The following is a 23,112-nucleotide window of genomic DNA, read 5'->3' as shown; positions in this document are numbered from 1 at the left end:
GGCACAGTTGTTGATAACACAACACCTAATTCATTATAATAGTTTTTTTACGCACTTCATCGTTTTAAAATAGATCCTAATAAGGTGATCAAATAGTAAAACAAATAAATTATGGACAATACAGACTTAAAAATATTAATTGCAGAGGATGATGTATTAATGGTCAAAATCCTTGAGTTTATTCTTAAAAAAGAAGGTTATCAGGTAACATCCTGTAAAGACGGCTTGAGCGCTATAGAAAAAATACCCGTTTTAGTCCCTGATTTGATTATTACAGATATTATGCTTCCTTTTCGTTCTGGATTAGAGATCATTGGTTTTGCCAAAGAAAACTATGAAGAAATCCCTGTAATTGTAGTTTCTTCATTAGGAGAAGAAGAAGGAACAGTTGTAGAAGCTTTTAATCTTGGTGCCGATGATTTTGTTTCAAAACCTTTTAATCCTAATGAGCTATTACTTAGAGTAAAAAGATTATTAGTAAAACAAAATCGAGAATTTAATATCACCGAAAAATCAGCTTAATAAAATAGTCTATTTTTCAAATACATAAATCAGTCTATTTATAAGTGATTAAACACACTTTTATATAGGCTGCTTTTTTATCGTTCCTTGTATCAAACTCATTAGAATCATTTTATGTCTACAACAGAAATTGATAAACTATTTCTCTTGAAAAACTTTCCTGCCCACTTGATATTCATTCTGGAAATATATCCAGAAAACTAGACTTACTTATTCGGAAACAAAATAACGGAAAAGCACTTACTGAATTATACCTAAAACTTAGTAAACACGATCCAAGCGACCATGTAAAATATGGTGTTGCTTTATTTGGATTAGGGGCATTTGAAGGCTTTTAAATACATTAAAAATCAATGTGTTGTTTGCCAGTATTTTATACGTACATTTATAGATAGATCAATTTAGCATACCACTTAAGCCAATTTATTTTTTTAGATAAATTCGAGTTTAGTCCTTTTTTAATTAACTAAACAAGAATATGATAAATCAATTAGATATTTTGATTGGAAATACTTACTGTATTTAAGGATGTTTCTATATTAAACATTCCCAAATATCACTTTGGTTTTAAAACAATATATTTAATTTCAGCAACTCAAATAGAACATCTTTTAATCAACTTAAATGTTTCATAAAACCTTTTTCCGTTTTGTGGTTCTCAATTTTTTATTCATCATTTACCGTACTGTCTAAAAAAAAACTACACTTAAAAAAAGCTCTAAATATTTTGTTTTTTCTTAAAAAAAACAATCGAATAAATTTATTTAAATTTAAAAAACCTACACATGAAAAAAATATTATTAATTGAAGATGATCATTTAATAGTCAAGATTCTAGATTTTATTTTAAAGAAAGAAGGTTATGAGATTCATATTGCAAATGATGGTAAAGATGGTATCGAAAAAATAGGAAAGACACTGCCTGATTTGATTATTACAGATATTATGATGCCCTATAAATCAGGGTTGCAAATTACAGCTTATTCCAAAAAAAATTATCCCTCGATACCTATTATTATGATTTCAGTTTTAGGAAAAGAAGACCTAAGAGTGATCGAAGGATTCAAACTGGGGGTAGATGATTTTATAGCAAAACCTTTTAATTATCCCGAATTAGTTTTTAGAATAAAACGTTTTGTGTAGAAGATGTGGTTATATGCTTTATAGTCAAAATTAGCAACTATAATAGCACGGCATTCAGCATCCTTATAAAAAACGTATCTTTGCACAAAATTAAAACACAAATGAGTACTTTCGAACAATTCAATCTCCCAAAATCGGTACAAAAAGCAATAGACGATCTAGGTTTTACATCCCCAACTCCTATTCAGGAAAAAACTTTTTCTGTGATAATGTCTGGCCGTGATATGATGGGAATTGCACAAACGGGTACTGGTAAAACATTTGCCTATTTATTACCTTTATTAAAATTATACAAATTTACTCCAGGTCATACTCCAAAAATAGTAATTCTGGTTCCAACTCGTGAACTTGTAGTTCAGGTCGTAGAGGAAGTCGAGAAATTAACCAAGTACATGTCGGTTCGTACAGTTGGTATTTTTGGTGGTGTAAACATCAATACCCAAAAAACAACGGTTTATCAAGGATGTGATATTCTTGTGGGGACTCCTGGAAGAATCATGGATTTAACTTTGGACAATGTGATTCGTTTTGAAGAAATGCAGAAATTGGTTATCGATGAGTTTGACGAAATGTTGAATTTAGGTTTCCGCACCCAATTGACAGCTATTTTGGCCATGATGCCAAAGAAACGTCAAAACATACTTTTTTCGGCAACCATGACCGATGAAGTAGATGCTATTTTGAACGACTATTTTGATTATCCAGAAGAGGTAACGCTATCAGCATCAGGAACTCCTCTAGAAAATATTACACAAATTACCTATCAAGCTCCTAATTTCAATACTAAAATCAATCTTTTAAAACACTTATTACAAACCAACGAAGACATGAGTCGCGTATTGGTTTTTGTGAATAACAAGAAGATATCCGATATGGTTCACGAACGAATCGAGGAAGATTTTGAAGGTCAGTTTGGTGTTATTCACTCCAATAAATCCCAAAATTATCGTTTGAGTACTATGGCTTCCTTTCAAGAAGGAAATTTACGTGGTTTGATCACTACCGATATTATGGCAAGAGGTTTGGACATATCAAATATTACACATGTAATCAACTTCGAGATGCCCGAATTACCAGAATTATACATGCACCGTATTGGTAGAACGGGTCGTGCCGATGCAACTGGAACTGCGATAAGCCTTATTGCTCCTCGTGAAGAAGAATCAAAAGTGGCTATTGAAGTATTAATGAATACCGAATTAACCGTTGAAGCTTTCCCAGAAGAAGTTGAAGTTTCAGCTAAACTAATCGAACCTGAAAAAGACAGACAGCCGATTAAGTTTTTGATGAAAAAACAAAAACTAGATGGCGATGGTGCTTTTCAAGAGAAAAGCAAAAAGAATAAGAAAGTCAATTTGGGAGGGCCTGGTATTACCAAGAAAAAAACACACGGTTCTGTAAATAGAAACATGTTGAAAACCAGAGACAAAAAGAGAAAAGACAAGAATAAATAGTTGGCAGTGGTCAGTTTTTTAGTGATCAGTTTTCAGTTTTCTTAAAAACAAATAGCCCATGGTTGAAACCATGGGCTATTTGTTTTTCATGAAAGATAACAGTCATTTATCACTTTTCCACATTACTAAACACTAAACAAACAGGTGAACACAGATCAATCTTTTTTCCTGTATCTGTTAGCGTTCCTTTTCGTTTATGAATCTTAAAAACAACAATATCATTAGTATATTGATGTGCTACCAAAAGAAATTTACCCGTTGGATCAATCACAAAATTTCTGGGGCCTTTCCCCAAAGTACTTGTTTGCCCTTTTGATTGTAGCTTTCCATTTTTTGAAACTTTAAAAATCGAAATTGTATTGGCATCACCTCTATTCGAGGCATATAAAAACTTTCCATTAGGCGAAATATGAATATCGGCGGAGCCAAAATTTCCTTTATAATCTTTAGCTAAAATAGTGGTTTCATTAATTTTAGTTAACTTTCCGTCTGCATAACTAAAGGTGGTCAATGAAGCATCTAATTCCTGCAATAGAAAAACGTATTTTCCATTCTTGCTAAACGTTAAATGTCTTGGACCGCTTCCCGCTGTTACTGAAATACTATCTTTTAATGTTAAAACTTCAGTATTCGCAGTTGGATTATAATTGTACACATACACTTTGTCATTTCCTAAATCATTACTTAAAACATACTTTTTGTCTGGCGAAAAATAAACCATGTGTACATGAGCCTTTTCTTGCCTGTCCGCATTTGCCCCTTTACCATAATGTTGTACAACCTGCTTGGCTACGGTTATGCCACCATCCTTATTTTTACCAAAAACCGAAATATTTCCTCCTGAATAATTGGCAACTATCACATTTTTATCATCATTAATAAGATAACAAGGGTCGGCACCTTTAGAACTTTCTTGATTGATAAAACTGGGTTTTCCGTTTACGGAGTCAAATGCAAAAGAGCTCACGGTACTTTCTGCTCCGTTTTCATTTACAGCATAAATAAATTTATTATCATTAGAAAGTGATACATAACTTGGATTAACTATACTATCCGAAGATTTTTTTAATCGCATTTGAGCATTATTGGTATCAAATTCATATACATAAATCCCTTTGCTATAGCAATTATTCGTATAGGTACCTACAATAAGATTGAGTAAGTTTTTTTGCGCTTGCGTCGAAGTTATTGTTGCAATTAACAAAAGAAATAGATAAACTTTTTTCATACTTTATAATTTTCAGAATAGCTAAAATACTTATTATCTTTCAGAATTACCCTATTTGTTTCTTCTTTTAAAAAATTATAGCAACATCATAATTAAACTGTCAACAAATTTGTATTTTTGACTCATAAAATCCAATGAACTCCATTGTTTTAAAATCCTGTGAAGCAAACAAAACTTTAGAATGCACTTTAAACAACCCGAAATTCTATACTTTCTATTCCTGTTGATTGTTCCAATTTTGGTGCATTTATTCCAATTGAGACGTTTCAAAAAAGAATATTTCACTAATGTTCGTTTTCTAAAAGCCCTTTCGATTCAAACTAGAAAAAGTTCCAAAATCAAAAAATGGTTGCTTTTGGCTTGCAGATTACTTTTACTGACTTGTATTATCCTTGCCTTTGCACAACCCTTTTTTGAATCCAAAGACAACAAGAATGCCAGCAATGAAATGTATATTATTCTGGACAATTCCTTTAGTATGCAAGCCAAAGGAAAAAAAGGGGAACTATTAAAACGTGCCGTTCAAGAACTGCTCGAAGAAACACCAGAAAATGCGAATTTTTCTTTGCTTACCAATACTGATAATTACTGGAATACGGATATCAAAACCATTCGAAGTGAATTGCAAAACCTAAAATATAGTGCAATTCCTTTTCAATTAGACAATATAATAGCCAAAGTAAAAGCACATAAATCGGTATTCAAAAAGGACATTGTAATCATTACCGATGCCGTAGGTTTGACTCCAAACCAACTAAAAAACATGGATACCGACAACATTCCATATTTTATTATTCCGAAGGCTGAACAAAAAAACAATGTAGCTATCGACAGTGTTTTTATTCGTCAAACACTGGATGATTTTTACGAATTAGGTATTATTACCTCCAACTACAGCACTGATTTCAAACCTGTTTCAATGGCTTTGTACAATCAAAACAAACTGATTGCCAAAACCATTATCAATTTTAAGAACAAAAAAGAAACTATTAATTTCACTATTCCAAAACAAGCATTTCATGGCTATGTTTCAATTGAAGACAATGATTTGGGCTATGACAACAAACTGTTTTTTAGCATTTCAAAAACTAAAAAAACCAATATTATCAGTATTGGAGCACCCGAAAAAAACAATTTCTTGGGTCGAATATATACAAATGACGAATTCAATTATAGTTCTTTCACATTAAGCACTTTAGATTACAACAGCATCGACATGCAAGACGCCATTGTTTTGAATGAACTAGACGAAATCCCACAAGCCTTGCAAACCACTTTAAAATCCTTCGTAAACAAAGGAGGAAACCTGATTGTAATTCCATCAGAAACTGCCCCGATATCCAATTTGAATGCATTAATGAATCTATTTGGCTCCACTCAATTCAAATTATTAGAGTCTAATGAAAAACTGATCACCAAAATCAACTTCAGTCATCCCTTATTTGCCGGTGTTTTCGAAAATAAAACCAACAATTTTCAATATCCAAAAACCAAAAAAGAATATACAATTTCCAGTACAAGTCCAGCCGTTTTAAGTTTTGAGGACCAATCCCCATTTTTAATAGGACTTCGAAATTCCGTTTCATCCGTTTATGTTTTTTCGGCTCCATTAAATACATTAAATTCCAATTTCCAACAATCTCCCTTGATTGTTCCTGTTTTTTATAAAATGGCTTTAAACAAGCTAAACAACGGAATTAACGCAAACACAATTGGTAATAATTCCTCTTATCTTGTTCCTGTTTTATTATCTAAAGATGAAATTCTAACGGTAAAAAATCCGGAAGAGCAATTCATTCCTGTACAACAACTTTTGAATAATAAAGTTCAATTATTTTTTAATGATTACCCAGAAAAAGCAGGTAATTACACGATATATGATTCCAAAAAACCAATAGAAAACATCAGTTTTAATTACGCTAGGACCGAGAGCGATTTGGATCAAGTCAACGAAAGTATACTATCCGACTATAAAACAAGTGATTCTATCGCAACCATTTTTGATACGTTACAAACCAGCCGAAGCGACAATCAAATTTGGAAATGGTTTATTATCTTTGCACTGTTATTTTTAGCATTGGAAATGGCAATCATCAAATTCGTGAAATAATTTTTTCACCATTAAGAAATTAAGAATATTAAGTTTTCCCTTTATTAACTTAATTACTTAATGGTTCAAGAAAATTAAGTTCTAATGTTATAAACATAATTTTATTGTTTCAATTGAAGTAAATTATCTACATATGAAATCGCCATGGCAACAGTTGTCACAAACACCAATGAAGATCTGGCGATACCATATTCCATTAAAAACAAATATTATCTACATATGAAAATAATCATCCGAGGCGCCAAAATTATCGATTCAAAAAGTCCCTTTCACAACCAGACTGTAGATCTTTTAATTGTAGATGGTTTTATAAAAAAAATAGGGACGGCGCTTCCAAATACAGATAATGCCGAAGAACTAAAACTAGACAACCTTCATCTTTCGCAAGGATGGTTTGACAGTAGTGTTTCCCTTGGAGAGCCTGGTTTCGAAGACAGAGAAACTATTGTAAATGGACTGGATGTTGCGGCTAAAAGCGGTTTTACAGCCATCGCATTGCAACCCAACTCTTTCCCGATTATAGACAATCAAGCGCAAGTAAATTTCGTAAAAAACAAAGCCAATGGTTTTGCCACACAATTGTCTCCAATAGGCGCTTTAACTAAGGAAAGTGAAGGCAAAGACATGGCCGAATTGTATGATATGAAAAATTCGGGTGCAGTTGCTTTTGGCGATTATACCAAAAGTTTAGACAATGCCAACTTGCTGAAAATAGCCTTGCAATACGTACAAGATTTTGATGGATTAGTTATCGCTTTTGCACAAGACGACAAAATAAAAGGAAATGGTGTTGCCAACGAAGGTGTTGTTTCTACCCGATTGGGACTGAAAGGGATTCCGGATTTGGCCGAAGAATTGCAAATTGCCAGAAACTTATTTTTATTGGAATACACGGGAGGCAAAATGCATATCCCAACCATTTCTTCTGCAAAATCGGTTCAATTGATTAAAGATGCTAAAGCAAAAGGATTGAATGTTACTTGTAGCGCAACCGTACATCATTTGGTTTTAACCGATGAAAAACTGGAAGAATTTGACACCCGATACAAAGTAACTCCGCCTTTAAAAACCGAAAGCGACAGACAAGCATTGCTTAACGGAATACTGGACGGAACCATCGATTTAATTACATCTGATCATAATCCTATCGACATAGAACACAAAAAAATGGAGTTTGATATGGCCAAAAATGGAACCATTGGACTGGAAAGTGCTTTTGGTGCTTTGATGACTGTACTCCCATTAGAAACCATAATCGAAAAATTCACAGCAGGAAAAGCAATTTTCAGCATTCCAAACCATAGCATTAGCGAAGGCGAAATCGCCAATATTACTTTATTCAACCCCGAAGGCAATAGTGTTTTCTCCAAAGAAAATATACTTTCAAAATCCAAGAACTCGGCTTTTCTAGGCACCAACCTAAAAGGAAAAGCGTATGGAATTTTGAACCAAGACAAATTAATTTTAGGATAACCAAATAGCATGAACAACACTATCGAAGCTGGAAAAACAGCAGCAATCACCAGTTACATATTAGGAATTGGTGTATTTATTGCGATGTCAATGAATAGCGAAGACAAAAACGAATTTGCTTCTTTTCATATCCGTCAAGGATTGGGACTTACGCTTACATTCATTTCCCTGGGATTAATCATTAGTAATTTTGACAGTCTGATGATTTCTGCACCAATGTGGGTTTTCATTTCTGTTTTATGGTCTTATGGAATTTTCAGTGCCATAAAAGGCGAAACAAAACCCGTTCCATTGTTGGGAATTTATTTCCAAAAGTGGCTTAAAAACATTTCTTGATTTTAGTCCCGATAATTATCGGGAGCAGAATAACGATTTATGATTGCAGATTTTAAAAAAAACAAACAAAAAAAATGTCATTAGAATATAAAATAAGAGAACCCAAAGTAATTTTAGACAAAAACCCACTTATACTCATGCTTCACGGTTACGGAAGTAACGAAGCTGATTTATTTTCATTTGCCCCAGAATTACCCGATGAATATTATATTATTTCAGCCCGCGCGCCTTATGATCTACAATATGGAAGTTACGCTTGGTATGCGATCAATTTTGATGCCGATCAAAACAAGTTTTCAGATAATGATCAAGCTCGAATATCCAGAGATACAATAGCCGGTTTTATTGATGAACTAACGAGCAAATACCCAATTGATTCTAATGATGTAACACTTTTTGGTTTTAGCCAAGGATCAATTTTGAGTTATGCTGTGGCGCTTTCGTATCCTGAAAAAATAAATAAAGTAGTTGCTATGAGTGGTTACCTCAATTTAGAAATTGTAGCCGAAGATTACTTAAAAAATGACTTGAGTCAACTTAAAATATTTGCTTCACACGGAACGGTAGATCAGGTAATTCCTGTAGATTGGGCTAGAAAAACCCCTGGAACTCTAGAAAAATTAGGAGTTGAGATTACCTACAAAGAATACCCAGTTGGCCATGGAGTGGCTCCACAAAATTTTTATGATCTAAAGAACTGGCTAATTGGAGAATAGTGGTCAGTGGTCAGTCCTTTAGAAAAGTGATCAGTGGTCAGTTTTTTAGTGGTCAGTTCTGTAGAAACTTATAAAAAAAAGTGATCAGTGATCAGTTTGTTAGTGATCAGTTCTGTAGAAACTTATAAAAAAAAGTGATCAGTGGTCAGTTAATTAGTAATCCGTTCTGTAGAAACTTATAAAAAAAGTGATCAGTGGTCAGTTAATTAGTAATCCGTTCTGTAGAAACTTATAAAAAAAGTGATCAGTGGCAGTTTTTTAGTGATCAGTTCTGTAGAATTTTTTTAAAAAGTATTCAGTTTATTAAGTCAGTAACTAAACTGAATACTAATTAACTGACCACTGATCACTTTCTTTACTGAACACTTCTACTTTTGGTATATAAAAGACTGATTTACTTCAAAAGAAACACTTTCATCTTCGTTGATAAAATATTTCAGCAACACTTCTCCCCAATATTCTCCATCGCTATAATCAGCAATTATCCAACGGTGGTTCAACACTTTTACTTTGTTGATCACAAATTTATTAGCTCCCAATTGTTCCTGTCCAGTATAAGGATTCCCTTTTGGATTGGCGTTTAAATCTAATAATTGTGCTGTAACATAAGGAACCAAAGTAGTATGATTTCTAATTTTATCTGACTTAGCCGATTCAAAATAATTTTGGGCGTTTTCATTTTTTTCTAAAGAAAAATAATTCGCATCAGACAATTTATTGCTAACAGATTGCAAACTGTCTTTTAATCTGGTTGTCGTTTTTTTATACTTTTCTTGTTCAAAAGTGACCTCTTTACTTAAAAACATATAGGTATAAACATTAAAAACTAAAGACAAAATTAAAGCGTAAAGGAGTAATGAATTTTTCATGTGTATATAGTATTTGTTTTTTAATAGATCCCGAAGCTACCAATAATTATCGGGACGGGAGGAATCGCCATTCTTCATGATTGTTTGTATTTTTGAATCATGGCGATTTCATGTATTTATTGATTAAATTGTAATTTCTAAATTATCATAAGCTAGGAAAACATTTTCGGGAAGTTCTTTTTGTACCACTTCATGAAAACCCAAGATATGGCTGATGTGTGTAATATAGGCCTTTTGAGGCTTGACCAAAGCAATAAAATCTAATGCTTCCTGCAAGTTGAAATGGCTATCGTGAAGCTCTTCCCGTAAAGCATTGACCACCAAAACTTTCAAATTTTTCAATTTATCAACTTCGATTTCTTCTATCGTTTTAACATCGGTTAAATAGGCAAAATCATCAATTCGATACCCAAATACCTGAAGATCCCCATGCATAACATTGACAGGAAATGCCATTTTATCTCCAATTAAAAACGGTTGGTCATTTTCTACTTCAATCGTTTTTACGGAAGGTGCTCCTGGGTATCTATTTTTGGTTTCAAAAATATAATCAAAACGTTTTTTCAGGTTCTCAATAACTCTTTTATGGGCATAAATTGGCATTACGCCTTGCCTAAAATTAAAGGGGCGAATATCATCTAAACCTGCAGTATGATCGGCATGTTCATGAGTAAATAAGATTCCGTCTACTTTTTTACAATTGCTAGTCAACATTTGTTGTCTAAAATCAGGGCCGCAATCGATAACGTAAGAGTGATTATCCCAAGTGACCCAAACTGAAACTCTAAGCCTTTTATCCTTACTGTCAGCACTTTTACATACTTCATGGTCACTTCCAATAATAGGAATTCCTTGTGATGTACCTGTTCCTAAAAAATATACCTTCAATTGACTTTCTTTTTTTTACAAAAATAGGATTAATTCTCTTTCATTAGCTGCCTATTTCATTAACTTTGTAACATAATTGCCGAATTTAAACAAAAAAAAATGGAAGCCAAAATAAAACTAAAAGGAGATAAATTTATTGAGCAAATCCCTTCTTTAAAGGACAAAGCACTTCGTATCAATCTAAATGAAAACATATATGGAACTTTTGCCGAAATTGGGGCTGGTCAAGAAACAGTAAGACATTTTTTTAGATCAGGTGGATCTTCTGGAACAATCGCAAAAGCTATGTCTGCTTATGATAAAGACTTTAGTGATGCCGTTTATGGAATTGAAGAAGACGGTCGTTATGTAACTGAAAGCAGACTTAAAAAGATGCTTACTTTTGAAGGTCAATTAATTGAAGAACGATTAAGCAGAACAAAACATCCTAACAAAATGTTTTTTAGCTATGCAAATACAGTTGCAACTATAGATTTTGCCAAACAATTTAAAGGACATGGATGGGTCGGAATTAGATACCAACTCGATCCAAATGAAGCCTACAATGAGATCATTATTCACATTCGTTTCAAAGAAACAGATTCAAGATTACAACAAGAAACACTTGGAGTCCTTGGAGTAAATCTAATTTATGGTGCCTTTTACAAATACAATGATCCCAAAAAACTATTACGCTACTTATACGATCACTTAGACAAAGACCAACTGGAGATTGACACCATCAATTTCTCAGGCCCCCGTTTTGCTGATGTTGACAACCGATTGATGAGTTTACAATTGGTAAAAAATGGCATGACCGATGCGGTGATATTCAATCCCGAAGGCAAAAACATACTTCCAGCCGCAATTTTATACAAGAAAAACATCCTTGCTTTTAGAGGTAGCTTCCGTCCTGTTACCAATGTAAACATGGATATGTATAAGCAATCTCTAAAAATGTTCTTGAAAGAAAATAAAGTCGAAAAAGAAAACACGCTGGTAATTTTCGAAATTACACTATCAAATCTTCGTTCTGATGGAGAAATTGACGAAAGAGATTTTATGGATCGTGCCGAATTACTTTGTTCATTAGGACAAACCGTAATGATTTCGAATTTCCAAGAATATTACAAAGTAGTCGAATATTTCTCTAATTATACCAAGGCCAGAATGGGTCTTGCTATGGGAGTAAACAACTTGATTGATATTTTTGATGAGAAATACTATCGCCACTTAAGCGGTGGAATACTAGAAGCTTTCGGAAAATTATTCTATCGTGATATGAAAGTATTTTTATATCCAATGCTGGGAGAAGATGGAGAAATAATTACCTCCGAAAATTTAAAAGTGCATCCTAGAATGAAAGAACTGTATAAATTCTTTAAATTCAACGGAAAAGTAGTCGATATTGACGATTACAATCCAGAGATTCTACAGGTATTCTCTCGTGAAGTATTAAAAATGATTAGTGAAGGAAAACCAGGTTGGGAATCAATGTTGCCAGCTGGGGTTTCGGAAATTATCAAAGAGCAACATCTTTTTGGGTATCATCCCAATACGCTTTTAAATGCTAATAATTAAGTAATAATAGCCTGTTCGTATAAACATAAAAATCCAAGAAAGACAAACTGTTTTTCTTGGATTTTTTTTATGAAAGATTCCACCTCAAAATTGTGATTCCGAGGAACGAGGAATTTCCGCAAGTAGCTCGACAATCCAGATAAAATCATCTCTTTTACTCATAACATAACGGCAAAGATTATATTGTCGAGTTACTTGCGAAGATCCTTCCTCCGTCAGGATGACAATATTGAGGAATCGGGACTGATCACTGAACACTTATTTCAATATCTGATCAGCGTGGGCTTTGGTCTTAACTTCTGAAATTACTTCGTCTATAATTCCATTTTCGTCAATTACAAATGTCGTTCTATGAATACCATCATATTCTCTTCCCATAAACTTTTTGGGTCCCCATACGCCAAAGGCATTGATAACCGACTTATCTTCATCTGCAAGCAACGGGAATGGAAATTCATATTTGTCTTTGAACTTGGCTTGTGCTTTGGCGCTATCTCCACTTACTCCTAAAATAGCGTAATTATTGGTTTGAAAACGTCCGAAATTATCTCTTAAATCACACGCTTCTGCCGTACAGCCCGGTGTAGAAGCTTTTGGATAAAAGAAAACCACTAATTTTTTACCTGCATAATCCGCCAGTTGATGTAATTTCCCATCTTGATCTAAGCACGAAAAATTTGGCGCTTGATCTCCTTTTTTTAATGTGGTCATAATTTTAGATTTTAGATTGTAAATTTAGATTTTAGAAAACAGAAAATAGAGAATAGAGTAAAGATTTTAGAATTAAAAATTCACCATTAACATTGTAATTGATATTGCAATTGAATTTTGATATTGCAATTGCCATTGAAATAGTTTTTCTTTACATCTCAAATCTAATGAAAATGACCAAACAGGAACGTGTAACATTTGTTATCAATACCTTAAAAGAATTATACCCTACGATTCCTATTCCGCTAGACCATAAAGATCCTTATACTTTGCTGATTGCCGTTTTGCTTTCGGCTCAATGTACGGATGTACGGGTAAATCAAATCACACCTATCCTTTTTGCCAAAGCGGATAATCCGTATGATATGGTCAAAATGTCGGTGGAGGAGATTAAGGAAATTATTCGCCCATGTGGATTATCGCCTATGAAATCGAAAGGAATATATGGATTGTCTCATATTTTGATTGACAAACACAACGGCGAAGTACCTCAAAGTTTTGAATACTTGGAAGAATTGCCTGCGGTGGGACACAAAACTGCCAGTGTAGTCATGTCACAAGCTTTTGGAGTTCCTGCATTTCCGGTAGATACTCATATTCACCGATTGATGTACCGCTGGAATTTAACCAATGGAAAAAACGTGGTACAAACCGAAAAAGATGCCAAACGCATTTTTCCCGAGGAAATATGGAATGATTTACACCTGCAAATTATTTGGTACGGGCGTGAGTATTCGCCTGCGCGAGGTTGGGATTTGGAGAAAGATATTATCACCAAAACGATTGGAAGAAAATCGGTTTTGAATGAATATACAAAAAAATGAGTCTCGTATAAATAAAAAATTTCACTAATCTTTTAAAAAAATTAGTGAAATTCATTATTCAAGTCTAGCATTTCTAAAACTTGAAATTCTTTCTTTAGAATCTGAAAGAAAAATTAATTGACTATAATTTCAAAAAACTGCCCTTCTATTTTGACAATTTTTAATGCCTTAGAATAATTTAATAAAAAAGAAACTACTGCTGCATCTGGTTTCATTTTTTTTGTAATTTTTGACTTTTTAGAGTAATTCTTTTCCATAAGTATAAAAATGTTTATTTTATATTACAACGGAAGAAATCTCTATTTATTATCAATTCGTCAAAACAATTTGATTTTTCTCAATTATTTTTCTCAAATTCATCAATGCATATCGCATTCTACCTAAAGCGGTATTAATACTCACTCCAGTTAACTCAGAGATTTCTTTAAAACTTATATCCTGATACATTCGCATTGTCAGTACCTCTTTTTGATCTGCAGGAAGTCCTTCTATTAGTTTTCTAATATCCATTTCCACCTGTTCTGCAATGATCTTATTTTCAATGGTTAGAGAGTCATCTGACATAATTGAAAAAATAGAAAACTCTTCGGTTTCCCTAAACAAGGGCATTTTTTTTGCTTTTCGAAAGTGGTCTATAATTAGATTGTGTGCAATTCGCATTACCCACGGCAAGAATTTACCTTCTTCGTTATACGAACTGGTCTTTAAAGTTTTTATCACTTTAATAAATGTATCTTGGAAGATATCATTTGAAACATCTCTATCTGAAATTTTGGAATATATAAAACCATAAATTTTAGACTCATGTCTTTTGATTAGTGTAGCCAATGCTCTTTCGTCACCGGAAACATAATCCTTTACCAATAAAGCGTCTGATATTTGAATATTAGCCATAACATTTCTTTTTAGATATAATTTGATTTGGGGGGATTTCTAAAAAGTAGTTTTGCTGTATAGGCTTTAGTTTTTTTGTATATTAAACGAGACACAAATTTAACACAATTTTATCTTATAACACAATAAAAAAACATGATAAATATCATTTTTTCTATTCAAACCTATATATTTTGACAAATTAGATTAAAAAAACAAAAACACAAATCACTGTTTTTCAATATTATACACAACAAAACACTGAAAAGCTAATAAAATATTCAATTACAAAATTACTTATCAATAGAAATAACACACAGACTAGACCTACAAAATTTTGAAAAAACTTATAGGAATACAAATCTCAAAATTCCTTAGTCTGTAATAATTCATTGATATACTTTGATAAAATCAACTATAAAATCTTGTGGTAAAACAGTATCATCTACCTCCGAGCCACCGAAATTCCCACCAATTGCCAGATTGATTAAAAAATAAAACGGCTTATCATATGGCCAAGTATTTTCGTTTTTTATCTCTGGTTGAAAAGTATAAATCAAATCAGTATCGACAAAAAAATCGATTTTATCTTTAGTCCATTCTATAGCATAAAGATGATAGCCTTCTTCAATATTGGGTATCTGAGTTTTCTTGGTATTAATAGAATTTCCATAACTGTCTTGTGTATGCAAAGTGGTAAAAACCGTATGAGGTTCACGTCCAACGTATTCTAAAATATCAATCTCACCACATTTTGGCCATCGTGCTTCAAAAAAATTGGAACCCAACATCCAAAAAGCAGGCCACAATCCATTACCTAGGGGTAACTTTGCCCGAGCTTCTAAACGACCGTATCGAAACTCTTTTTTACTTTTTGTATTTATTCTAGTAGATGTATATTTATCACCTTCCTTTTTGGCTGTAATAATTAGATTACCGTCTTCTAATTTATGATTTTGATTGGTATACAATTGGCGTTCATTATTTCCCCATCCACAATTGGGACACCCATCTCCAATTTCTATATTCCAAACTTTATCATTTAAAGTTTTACCGTCGAAATTCTCTTCCCAAACCAATTTACGTTTGGTTTGTTGTCCAAGTACCACCTCACTTAACAACAGAATTATTATAAATTTATTCATTGTATCTTATTTAATAAATTGAAAATCTCCTTTTAATGTCTCTGCAGAACTTCCGCCGATAAAGACTTTAAAATCTCCTGCTTCGGCTTCCCACTTCGAGTTGGCAGTGAAAAATTCAATTGTTTTTTCGCTAATCGCAAAAGTCACTTTCTTGGTTTCGTTTGGTTGCAATTCTATCATTTCAAATCCTTTTAATTCCAAAACAGGTCGTGTAACACTGGCGATCAAATCTCTAATATACAATTGAACTACTTCTTTTCCGGCTACTTTTCCAGTATTTTTTACTAAAACGGAAACTTCTATTTTGCCGTTTTTTGAAAAAGACGGAGAGGATAATTTCAAATCTGAATACTCAAATTTCGAATAGCTCAAACCATAACCAAAAGGATACAATGGGGTGTTTTTCTCATCAATGTAATGCGACCAAAAAACACTTTCCGGCTCATTCATTACGGGTCTACCTGTATTTTTATGGTTATAATAAATAGGCACTTGGGCCACATTTCGAGGAAAAGTCATAGGCAATTTTCCGCTTGGATTGTAATCTCCATAAAGCACTTGAGCGATGGCATTTCCGCTTTGGGTACCCAATTGCCATGCCTCAACAATAGCAGGAATATACTCGTCTGCCCAAGGAATAGCCAAAGGACGACCGTTATTCAAAACCAAAACAATATTTTTATTTACTGTATAAACTGCTTCCAACAATTCTTGTTGAACACCAGGCAGACCCAAATCGGTTCTACTCCTACCTTCACCTGATTGCAAACCATATTCCCCTAAAACCATCACAACAACATCTGCATTTTTGGCGACAGCCAAAGCTTCTGCAAAACCTGATTTGTCCGTAGTATTTATTTTTGTTTCAAAAACAAATTTTGGAGAACCTAGAGCAACATCGGCACCTTTGACATACGTTAACTGATTTTCTTTATACGCTTGCAAACCTTCCAAAACGGAAACGGCAGTATTCTCGTCAGCTGCAATTCTCCAACTTCCAAGTGGACTTGTTTTATCATTTGCCAACGCACCGATCAAAGCAATTTTTTGACCTGATTTTTTCAAGGGCAATAACTCCTTATTGTTTTTCAATAAGACAATCGATTTCTTGGCCATGTCCAAAACTTCCGTTTGAAATTCTGGTTTTCCAACGGTTGCCAGCTCTCGAGCTTCATCACAGTATTTGTATGGATTATCGAATAAACCCAATTCAAATTTCACTTTCAATACTCTTTTCACCGCATCATCAACAGTAGTTTCTTTTACTTTACCTTCTTGAACCAATTGAGCCAAATAATCAATATAAGCGCTTGATTCCATATCCATGTCTGATCCTGCATTGATCGCGATTTCGGCAGCCTGTTTGTCGTCTTTGGCATATCCATGGGCTTTCATTTCTTGAATAGAACCCCAGTCTGAAACTACAAAACCTTGAAATTTCCAATCTCCTTTCAGAATTTGTCGTTGCAAATAGGTATTTCCTGTAGCAGGAACTCCGTCGAGTTCATTAAAAGAATTCATGAACGTTCGAACTCCTGCATCCAAAGCTGCTTTAAAAGGAGGGAAGATAACATTCTGCAACGTTGATTCTCCCACATCTACCGTATTGTAATCTCTACCCGATTCGGCAAAAGCATAGGCTGCAAAATGTTTGGCACAAGCCAAAATATTTTTATTGGAACTTAAATCTCCTTGAAAACCTTTGACACGAGCTTCGGCTATTCGGCTTCCTAAATAAGGGTCTTCCCCCGCTCCTTCCATCACACGTCCCCAACGGGCATCACGAGACACATCAATCATAGGCGCAAAAGTCCAGTTTATACCTACGGAAGAAGCTTCATCGGCAGCCATCGCAGCCGATTTTTGAATAGCGTTCAAATCCCAACTTGCTGATTCTGCTAATGGTATAGGGCTAATCGTTTTATATCCATGAATGACATCAAAACCAAAAATAAGCGGAATTCCCAATCGGGTTTGTTCGACGGCTATTTTCTGTAAGGCTCTAACATCTTTTACCCCTTTTACATTCAGCATTGAACCTACCAAACCTTTTTTGAGGTCTTCATATTTCTTGGCCGCCAGACCTTCTTTTGGAGTTGGACCTGTTACATCCCAAAAACCATTGTATTGATTAAGCTGTCCGACTTTCTCCTCAAGGGTCATTTTTTTTAAAAGTGTTTCTACTTTTTTATCTAAAGAAATGGTGTTTTTAGAAGCAATTTGAGCGTTTACAGACCCCACACCCAATAATCCTGCAGCTAAAAATAAATAGGATTTTCTAATTATCTGTATCATAACTTACTCTTTAAAAAAATAAGAAGATTGAATACTATCCAATCTTCTTATTTCCAATTACTAATTCAAAAATTTATTTATACACTTTTATATAATCTACAAGCATCGATGAGCTTGTAAATCCAGGATCAATTTCACCTCCTAGAGATCCACCCATTGCTAGATTAAGGATCATATAGAAATCTTTATGAAACGGCAATGAAGTATCTGAATTACTAAACGTATAGAACAACGTTCCGTCAATAAAGAAACGAATTGTCTTAGGAGACCAAATCGTTTTATAGGTATGGAAACTAGACGGATCTTGAAGCGAAGAAACACCTACTTTTGCGCTACCTCCTGAATTTCCAGGGTAATGTAAAGCTCCTTGAGTTTGAAAAGGACGATTACCGATCCATTCCATAAAATCAATTTCACCATTTCCAGGCCAAGTTACAGGCGCAGTTCCTAATGACCAGAAAGCAGCCCAAGTTCCATCTCCAACAGGCATTTTTGCTCTCATTTCGATAGTTCCGTAAGTAAACTCTTTAAGTCCTTGCGTTTTAATTCTGGCAGAAGTATAACCAGAACCTTCTTTTATAGCTGTTATTTTAAGGAAATCACCATCCACTACAGATACATTTTTGGCAAGATTAGTATAGTCTTGTTTCTCACCATTCCCCCATCCAGCACCAGCTGGTGTAGTACTACCATTTCCTAAATCATATTTCCATTTTGTAGGATCTGGAGCACCATTTACTTTAAATTCATCTGCCCAATCCAAAGTAGTATACTCAGTAGTATCCTGAGGAACATTCACTGGACGCGTAGTCGTAAATGTTTGGTACCAAGCCAAACCAGCATTATTGGCTTGTACAAAACGCACTACCATTCTATTTTCTGTAATAGACAAAATTTCATATTGTGTTGCACCAGCATAATAGCCCATAAAACCACCTTCAGAAAAATTTATTACAGTTCCTACAGTCTGTTTGGCCGCTTCTGGGTTTTTGGAAACTACAGAAGTTGAAGGACTTAATGCCACCGTTTTTTTACCTGCTGTGCTGTAAGGTAAACAGGCATCATCACCACCATTTGTTCCACCAGCAACACTTTTGTAAGAATTATGAAAGAATGTATTTCCTTTATTATCTTGAGTGTACTCAATTTTATCACCTACTAAAGCAAAAGTATAATCGCCATCATAGAAACAAGTAGTTGATTTTTCAAAAGGACCTGCTTGATAATAATTAGGGTAATAATTTTTGGTAGCATCACCATCATTTTGCCCAACTCCAAGATGTCCAGCTTCATTTGCAGCCAAATACCATTTTTTTCCAGTAGCAGATCCTCCTGTAAGTAATTGTGTTGATTTTGCATCACTAAAATTACTAAATACTTTTACATCTACTGTTGTATTACTGGTTACTCCACCTTTTCCAGATGCAATTATGGTTACTGTATAGGTATTTACTCCAACAGAAGTAAATGCATGTTCAACTACTCCACCTGGAGCAGTATCAACAATTCCATCACCATAAACATATTTGAAAGAAACTGCATTATCTGCGGTTGTAATAAATTTTACTTTACCCGAACCGTCTCCAAAAGGAGTTTGATCTGTTTTGCCCATTACATCTACAGTTATTGCAAAATTGGATGGTGCGTCTAATGCCCCGAAAGAATTATTATCTTCCTGACAATTCACCATTAGTAGCAAACTAAAAATGGTTATTATATTTAAAACTATTTTTTTCATGTTCCTTTAATTTTAGAATTGTTTAATGTCATCAAAATAATAGATTGTTCCCGTTCCTGCTACTCCAAAATCTGGAAACAAAATCACTCTATCATAGGGATTTGCGGTATTGAAAGATGCTGCACTAGTAAGATCGAAGGTCAACACTTCCCATGCATTTTTAACCGTTGTAGTTGCTTCTACCTCTACATTAATAGTTGGATTACCATTCCCGTCTTTTGGAGAATTTGAATCTTCCATTTTGTATAATATCTTGGCACCAACTTTTGGAGACCAAACAGTCACTTTAATTTTGGTTCCTTTTGTAAAATCTACTTTTGCATCCAAACTCAAACTTGCACCCGCCCATACTTGAGCACCTGATGGTTTCTCGATTTTGACTACTTTGTTCGAAACATTGGCTCCTGTCTTGTCTGGATTTGTGATAACCGAAACTGGAATAGGACCAAAATCAGAAGCTCCAAAACCGGCCCAAGCATATGTCAATGTAGTGGATTCAAAATCAAGAGGCAATTGAATAGTTTGAGCAGCAGAAGGCGCTTTATAGAAATAAATATTATCTATAAATACAGACCCTGTAGCCCAAGGAGTACCAACAAATTTCAATTGAAAAATATCAGCAACTGTTAATCCTTGACTCGTAAATGCCGAAATTGGAATATCAATACTGTTCCATTGATTGGCAACTAGATCTTTAGTAACTGGTTTTTCACCATTTGATTTACTAATTAAAGAAGTTTCTATTTTTTGCAAATCAGCCGTCCAAACATCCATGTGAATAAATTCCATTCCAGATACATCAACACTTGTACCATCTGCCAATGCAATCCCTTGGTAACTCAATTTAATATAATTCAGCATTTTGTCACCGTTCAAATCAAATTCGGCCCAACTACTACCTTGACCACCTTGTCCCCAATCTGGGAAATAATTTGTCCCAGGAACATCTGCGTATTTTGAACTATAAATAGAAATTACATCCTTAGCAACTCTATTTGGTGGCGTTGCAGCCGAAGTAGATGGTTTATTTACAAGCGTTACTGTAAAATCTTCAGTATATTCTGTTGTTTTAACAGCTGCACTTTTGGATACTACACGAATTTTATAAACTCCTGCAGCTTGATAGGTATAAGAAACTGATTCCCCATTGTTTGCAGAAATAGGATCTGGTTTTCCTGCTTCGCCAAAATACACATCATAGAATAATGCAAAATCAGCTTTTGCAGTAACCGTTACTTTTTTGGACACTGCCAAATCATTTGTAATTGTTACTACCAAATTTTCAGGCGCTTTGAATGAAACCATCACTTCTTGGATCGCTTCAGTTCTTTTACCGTCTAGTGTAATTCCAACAATTTTGGATTGGTACACACCTTCTTTGTAAACATGAGTAACTGTAGCACCTGGGTTTACAATAGCTGGAGTTGCTGTTCCATCACCAAAGTAAATTTCATATTGAGTAACTCCTTCCCCTTTTGGTAAGAAAGTCACTTTTCCAGTATTGTCCTGTGTTACTGTTGTCAGCGCAGAGATGTTGGTTGGAGCTGTGATAGATTCCAAGTCAACTGTAGTATTATCGTCTGAGCAACTTAAAGTAATTGCTAAAACAAAAAGACTTATAATAAAATGTATTTTTTTCATTTGTTGATATTTAATGTTTTTTCTAAGGTCAAATGTAATTCGCATATAATAATTGGCATTTACGACAATTTATAGGATATGCTCATTTCATAATAATAGTTTTTAATATCCAGGGTTTTGATTCCAATTTCCATTAGAGAATTGTATTTCCTGCAAAGGAATAGGGAATAATTCATGTTTTCCAGCTACAAATCCAGTAATAGCAGCGGCAGCTTTTTGGGTACGAACTAAATCGAAGAAACGAAATCCTTCTCCAACAAATTCAGATCTTCTTTCTTTCAAAATAGCATCAGTCAATGCAGGACCAGCCGAAGATAATCTATGATTGGTATCGCCAAAACCACGATCTCTTACTTTGTTTAAATAACCTAAAGCTTTAGCATCATCTAATCCTCCTCTGTTGAGTGCTTCAGCTGCCATTAATAAAACATCAGCATAACGAATCGCTCTGTAATTGTTAGGATTGGTTAAATTTAAATCCCCAGCCGAATTTGAATTTCTTACTCTTGGCAAGTATTTTTGATTAAAGTATCCTGTATCTTCATTTCCTTTACCATAAGTAGCATTATTGTCAGCAGCCCAAGCTGCAATATCCAACAAGGAAGCATTCAATCTAGTATCCCCTACTTCAAATGAATTATAGGTTGCTTTTGTAGGTACATTAAAACTAAAACCAGAAGTGTATTTTGGTCCAGTATAGTTTCTTACACCGCTAAATCCTACTGCTACGTTTCCTTCGCTACATTGCAAACAACCAAAACCAGCACCTTCAACATCTGTATATTGAACTTCAAAAATTGACTCTGACCCATTTTCACCAGCCATTTCAAAAATAGAGGCGTAGTCTGATACCAAAGAATATTTAGAAGAAACAATTACTTGTTCTAAAGCAGCAGCGGCTTCGGGAAATTTATTTTGGAACAAATAGGCTTTTCCTAATAATGCAAGAGCAGCCCCTTTGGTAGCTCTTCCTGTTTGCGAAGCTGTAGGTGATAAATTCTGAGAAGCATAAATCAAATCGGCTTCGATTGAAGCGTATACTTCTTGAACAGAAGAACGTTTTACAGCAGTTTCGTCTCCAGCAACAAATCTTTTATCTCCATTCATCGGAATTCCACCAAACCATTTTACCAATTCAAAATGATAATAGGCTCTTAAAAAACGAGTTTCGGCAATAACTTGAGTTTTTCCTTCAAAATCAGTTTTGTCTTTAAACTCCAAAATATAATTTGCTCTTTGAACACCTGCAAACATCCAATCCCAAAGATTTTTTAGGTTATCATTTACCGGTGTATGGGTCATATCATCAATTTGTTGAAAACCGATAACATCCGTTGGACTTTCTCCACCTGCTAATGTATTATCTGAAGCTATCTCCCCCATCAAAACATTGATATAACTGGATTGAAGCATATCATAAGCAGCAATTAGCGCTTTGTCATAATCGCTTTTGGAATTAAAGAAATTCTCAGAATTTATAGAATATTCGATATCGCGCTCAATGAAATCATCGCTGCATGAAACGAAAATAGCAGAGAAAAGCGCCATACTTGTAACTGTAATAAATATATACTTTTTCATTTTTTA

General features: G+C 34.1%; 20 protein-coding genes and 1 pseudogene. 10 read left to right on the top strand and 11 right to left on the bottom strand.

From position 1 onward, the window contains the following. Positions 1–111: 111 nt before the first annotated feature. The 4 genes and pseudogenes from DB891_RS08585 (at position 112) to DB891_RS08570 (ending at position 3,118) form a co-directional block, all read left to right on the top strand. Positions 112–522, top strand: coding sequence for a response regulator transcription factor (locus DB891_RS08585; RefSeq protein WP_116762540.1), 411 nt, complete (start codon positions 112–114; stop codon positions 520–522). 137 nt (positions 523–659) lie between these two features. Continuing rightward, positions 660–860 (top strand): annotated as a pseudogene (locus DB891_RS08580) (DUF2400 family protein); the annotation flags it as partial. 447 nt (positions 861–1,307) lie between these two features. Beyond that, entirely contained in the window at positions 1,308–1,664 is a 357-nt protein-coding gene (locus DB891_RS08575; protein WP_116762538.1) for a response regulator transcription factor, read from the top strand. Positions 1,665–1,765: 101 nt separating this feature from the next. After that, entirely contained in the window at positions 1,766–3,118 is a 1,353-nt protein-coding gene (locus DB891_RS08570; protein ID WP_116762536.1) for a DEAD/DEAH box helicase, read from the top strand. A gap of 109 nt (positions 3,119–3,227) precedes the next feature. Here DB891_RS08570 and DB891_RS08565 read toward each other — a convergent pair whose 3' ends face one another. Then, entirely contained in the window at positions 3,228–4,346 is a 1,119-nt protein-coding gene (locus DB891_RS08565) for a lactonase family protein (protein WP_116762534.1), read from the bottom strand. Positions 4,347–4,527: 181 nt separating this feature from the next. Between DB891_RS08565 and DB891_RS08560 the strand changes: the two genes are divergently transcribed. The 4 genes from DB891_RS08560 to DB891_RS08545 all read left to right on the top strand — a co-directional run bounded on the left by DB891_RS08560 (position 4,528) and on the right by DB891_RS08545 (position 8,981). After that, positions 4,528–6,456, top strand: coding sequence for a BatA domain-containing protein (locus DB891_RS08560; RefSeq protein ID WP_116762532.1), 1,929 nt, complete (start codon positions 4,528–4,530; stop codon positions 6,454–6,456). A 219-nt stretch (positions 6,457–6,675) separates the two neighbouring features. Beyond that, positions 6,676–7,929 (top strand): dihydroorotase, encoded by a 1,254-nt coding sequence (locus DB891_RS08555; protein ID WP_116762705.1) that lies wholly within the window; start codon positions 6,676–6,678, stop codon positions 7,927–7,929. A 9-nt stretch (positions 7,930–7,938) separates the two neighbouring features. Continuing rightward, positions 7,939–8,265 (top strand): hypothetical protein, encoded by a 327-nt coding sequence (locus DB891_RS08550; protein WP_116762530.1) that lies wholly within the window; start codon positions 7,939–7,941, stop codon positions 8,263–8,265. A gap of 74 nt (positions 8,266–8,339) precedes the next feature. After that, positions 8,340–8,981, top strand: coding sequence for an alpha/beta hydrolase (locus DB891_RS08545; RefSeq protein WP_116762528.1), 642 nt, complete (start codon positions 8,340–8,342; stop codon positions 8,979–8,981). A gap of 368 nt (positions 8,982–9,349) precedes the next feature. Here DB891_RS08545 and DB891_RS08540 read toward each other — a convergent pair whose 3' ends face one another. Beyond that, positions 9,350–9,850, bottom strand: a complete 501-nt coding sequence (locus tag DB891_RS08540; RefSeq protein ID WP_116762526.1) for a hypothetical protein — start codon at positions 9,848–9,850, stop codon at positions 9,350–9,352. A gap of 123 nt (positions 9,851–9,973) precedes the next feature. After that, positions 9,974–10,738: an MBL fold metallo-hydrolase gene (locus DB891_RS08535; RefSeq protein ID WP_116762524.1), complete on the bottom strand. Its 765-nt coding sequence runs from the start codon at positions 10,736–10,738 to the stop codon at positions 9,974–9,976. Between the two features lie 99 nt (positions 10,739–10,837). On the opposite strand from DB891_RS08535, the gene DB891_RS08530 reads away from it, so the two are divergent. After that, entirely contained in the window at positions 10,838–12,298 is a 1,461-nt protein-coding gene (locus tag DB891_RS08530; protein WP_116762522.1) for a TonB-dependent receptor, read from the top strand. Between the two features lie 258 nt (positions 12,299–12,556). Here DB891_RS08530 and bcp read toward each other — a convergent pair whose 3' ends face one another. Then, positions 12,557–13,009 (bottom strand): thioredoxin-dependent thiol peroxidase, encoded by a 453-nt coding sequence (bcp, locus tag DB891_RS08525; RefSeq protein ID WP_116762520.1) that lies wholly within the window; start codon positions 13,007–13,009, stop codon positions 12,557–12,559. Positions 13,010–13,182: 173 nt separating this feature from the next. Here bcp and DB891_RS08520 point away from each other — a divergent pair, with 173 nt between their 5' ends. After that, a complete protein-coding gene (locus DB891_RS08520) occupies positions 13,183–13,833 on the top strand; it encodes an endonuclease III domain-containing protein (RefSeq protein ID WP_116762703.1) in 651 nt (216 codons plus the stop codon). A gap of 113 nt (positions 13,834–13,946) precedes the next feature. Here DB891_RS08520 and DB891_RS17760 read toward each other — a convergent pair whose 3' ends face one another. From DB891_RS17760 to DB891_RS08490, 7 genes are all read right to left on the bottom strand, one after another. After that, entirely contained in the window at positions 13,947–14,090 is a 144-nt protein-coding gene (locus DB891_RS17760; protein WP_223256074.1) for a hypothetical protein, read from the bottom strand. Between the two features lie 52 nt (positions 14,091–14,142). Further along, positions 14,143–14,727: an RNA polymerase sigma factor gene (locus DB891_RS08515; RefSeq protein WP_116762518.1), complete on the bottom strand. Its 585-nt coding sequence runs from the start codon at positions 14,725–14,727 to the stop codon at positions 14,143–14,145. A 368-nt stretch (positions 14,728–15,095) separates the two neighbouring features. Beyond that, positions 15,096–15,851 (bottom strand): glycoside hydrolase family 16 protein, encoded by a 756-nt coding sequence (locus DB891_RS08510; protein WP_116762516.1) that lies wholly within the window; start codon positions 15,849–15,851, stop codon positions 15,096–15,098. Positions 15,852–15,857: 6 nt separating this feature from the next. Continuing rightward, positions 15,858–18,146 carry a beta-glucosidase BglX gene (gene bglX / locus DB891_RS08505; RefSeq protein ID WP_116762514.1) on the bottom strand — a complete coding sequence of 763 codons (2,289 nt, stop codon included), beginning with the start codon at positions 18,144–18,146 and terminating at the stop codon, positions 15,858–15,860. Positions 18,147–18,219: 73 nt separating this feature from the next. Next, positions 18,220–19,884, bottom strand: a complete 1,665-nt coding sequence (locus tag DB891_RS08500) for a family 16 glycosylhydrolase (RefSeq protein WP_116762512.1) — start codon at positions 19,882–19,884, stop codon at positions 18,220–18,222. 12 nt (positions 19,885–19,896) lie between these two features. Then, on the bottom strand, positions 19,897–21,525 hold the full coding sequence (locus DB891_RS08495; RefSeq protein ID WP_116762701.1) for a hypothetical protein: 1,629 nt from the start codon (positions 21,523–21,525) through the stop codon (positions 19,897–19,899). A 102-nt stretch (positions 21,526–21,627) separates the two neighbouring features. Further along, the gene (locus DB891_RS08490) at positions 21,628–23,106 is read right to left on the bottom strand and encodes a RagB/SusD family nutrient uptake outer membrane protein (protein WP_116762510.1); all 1,479 of its coding nucleotides are present in this window, start codon (positions 23,104–23,106) and stop codon (positions 21,628–21,630) included. Between the last annotated feature and the right edge of the window lie 6 nt (positions 23,107–23,112).

It is taken from the genome of Flavobacterium laiguense, from assembly GCF_003097655.1.
Lineage (GTDB): Bacteria > Bacteroidota > Bacteroidia > Flavobacteriales > Flavobacteriaceae > Flavobacterium > Flavobacterium laiguense.
Note: the sequence above shows the minus strand (reverse complement) of the source record. Positions and strands in the feature narration are given on the sequence as shown.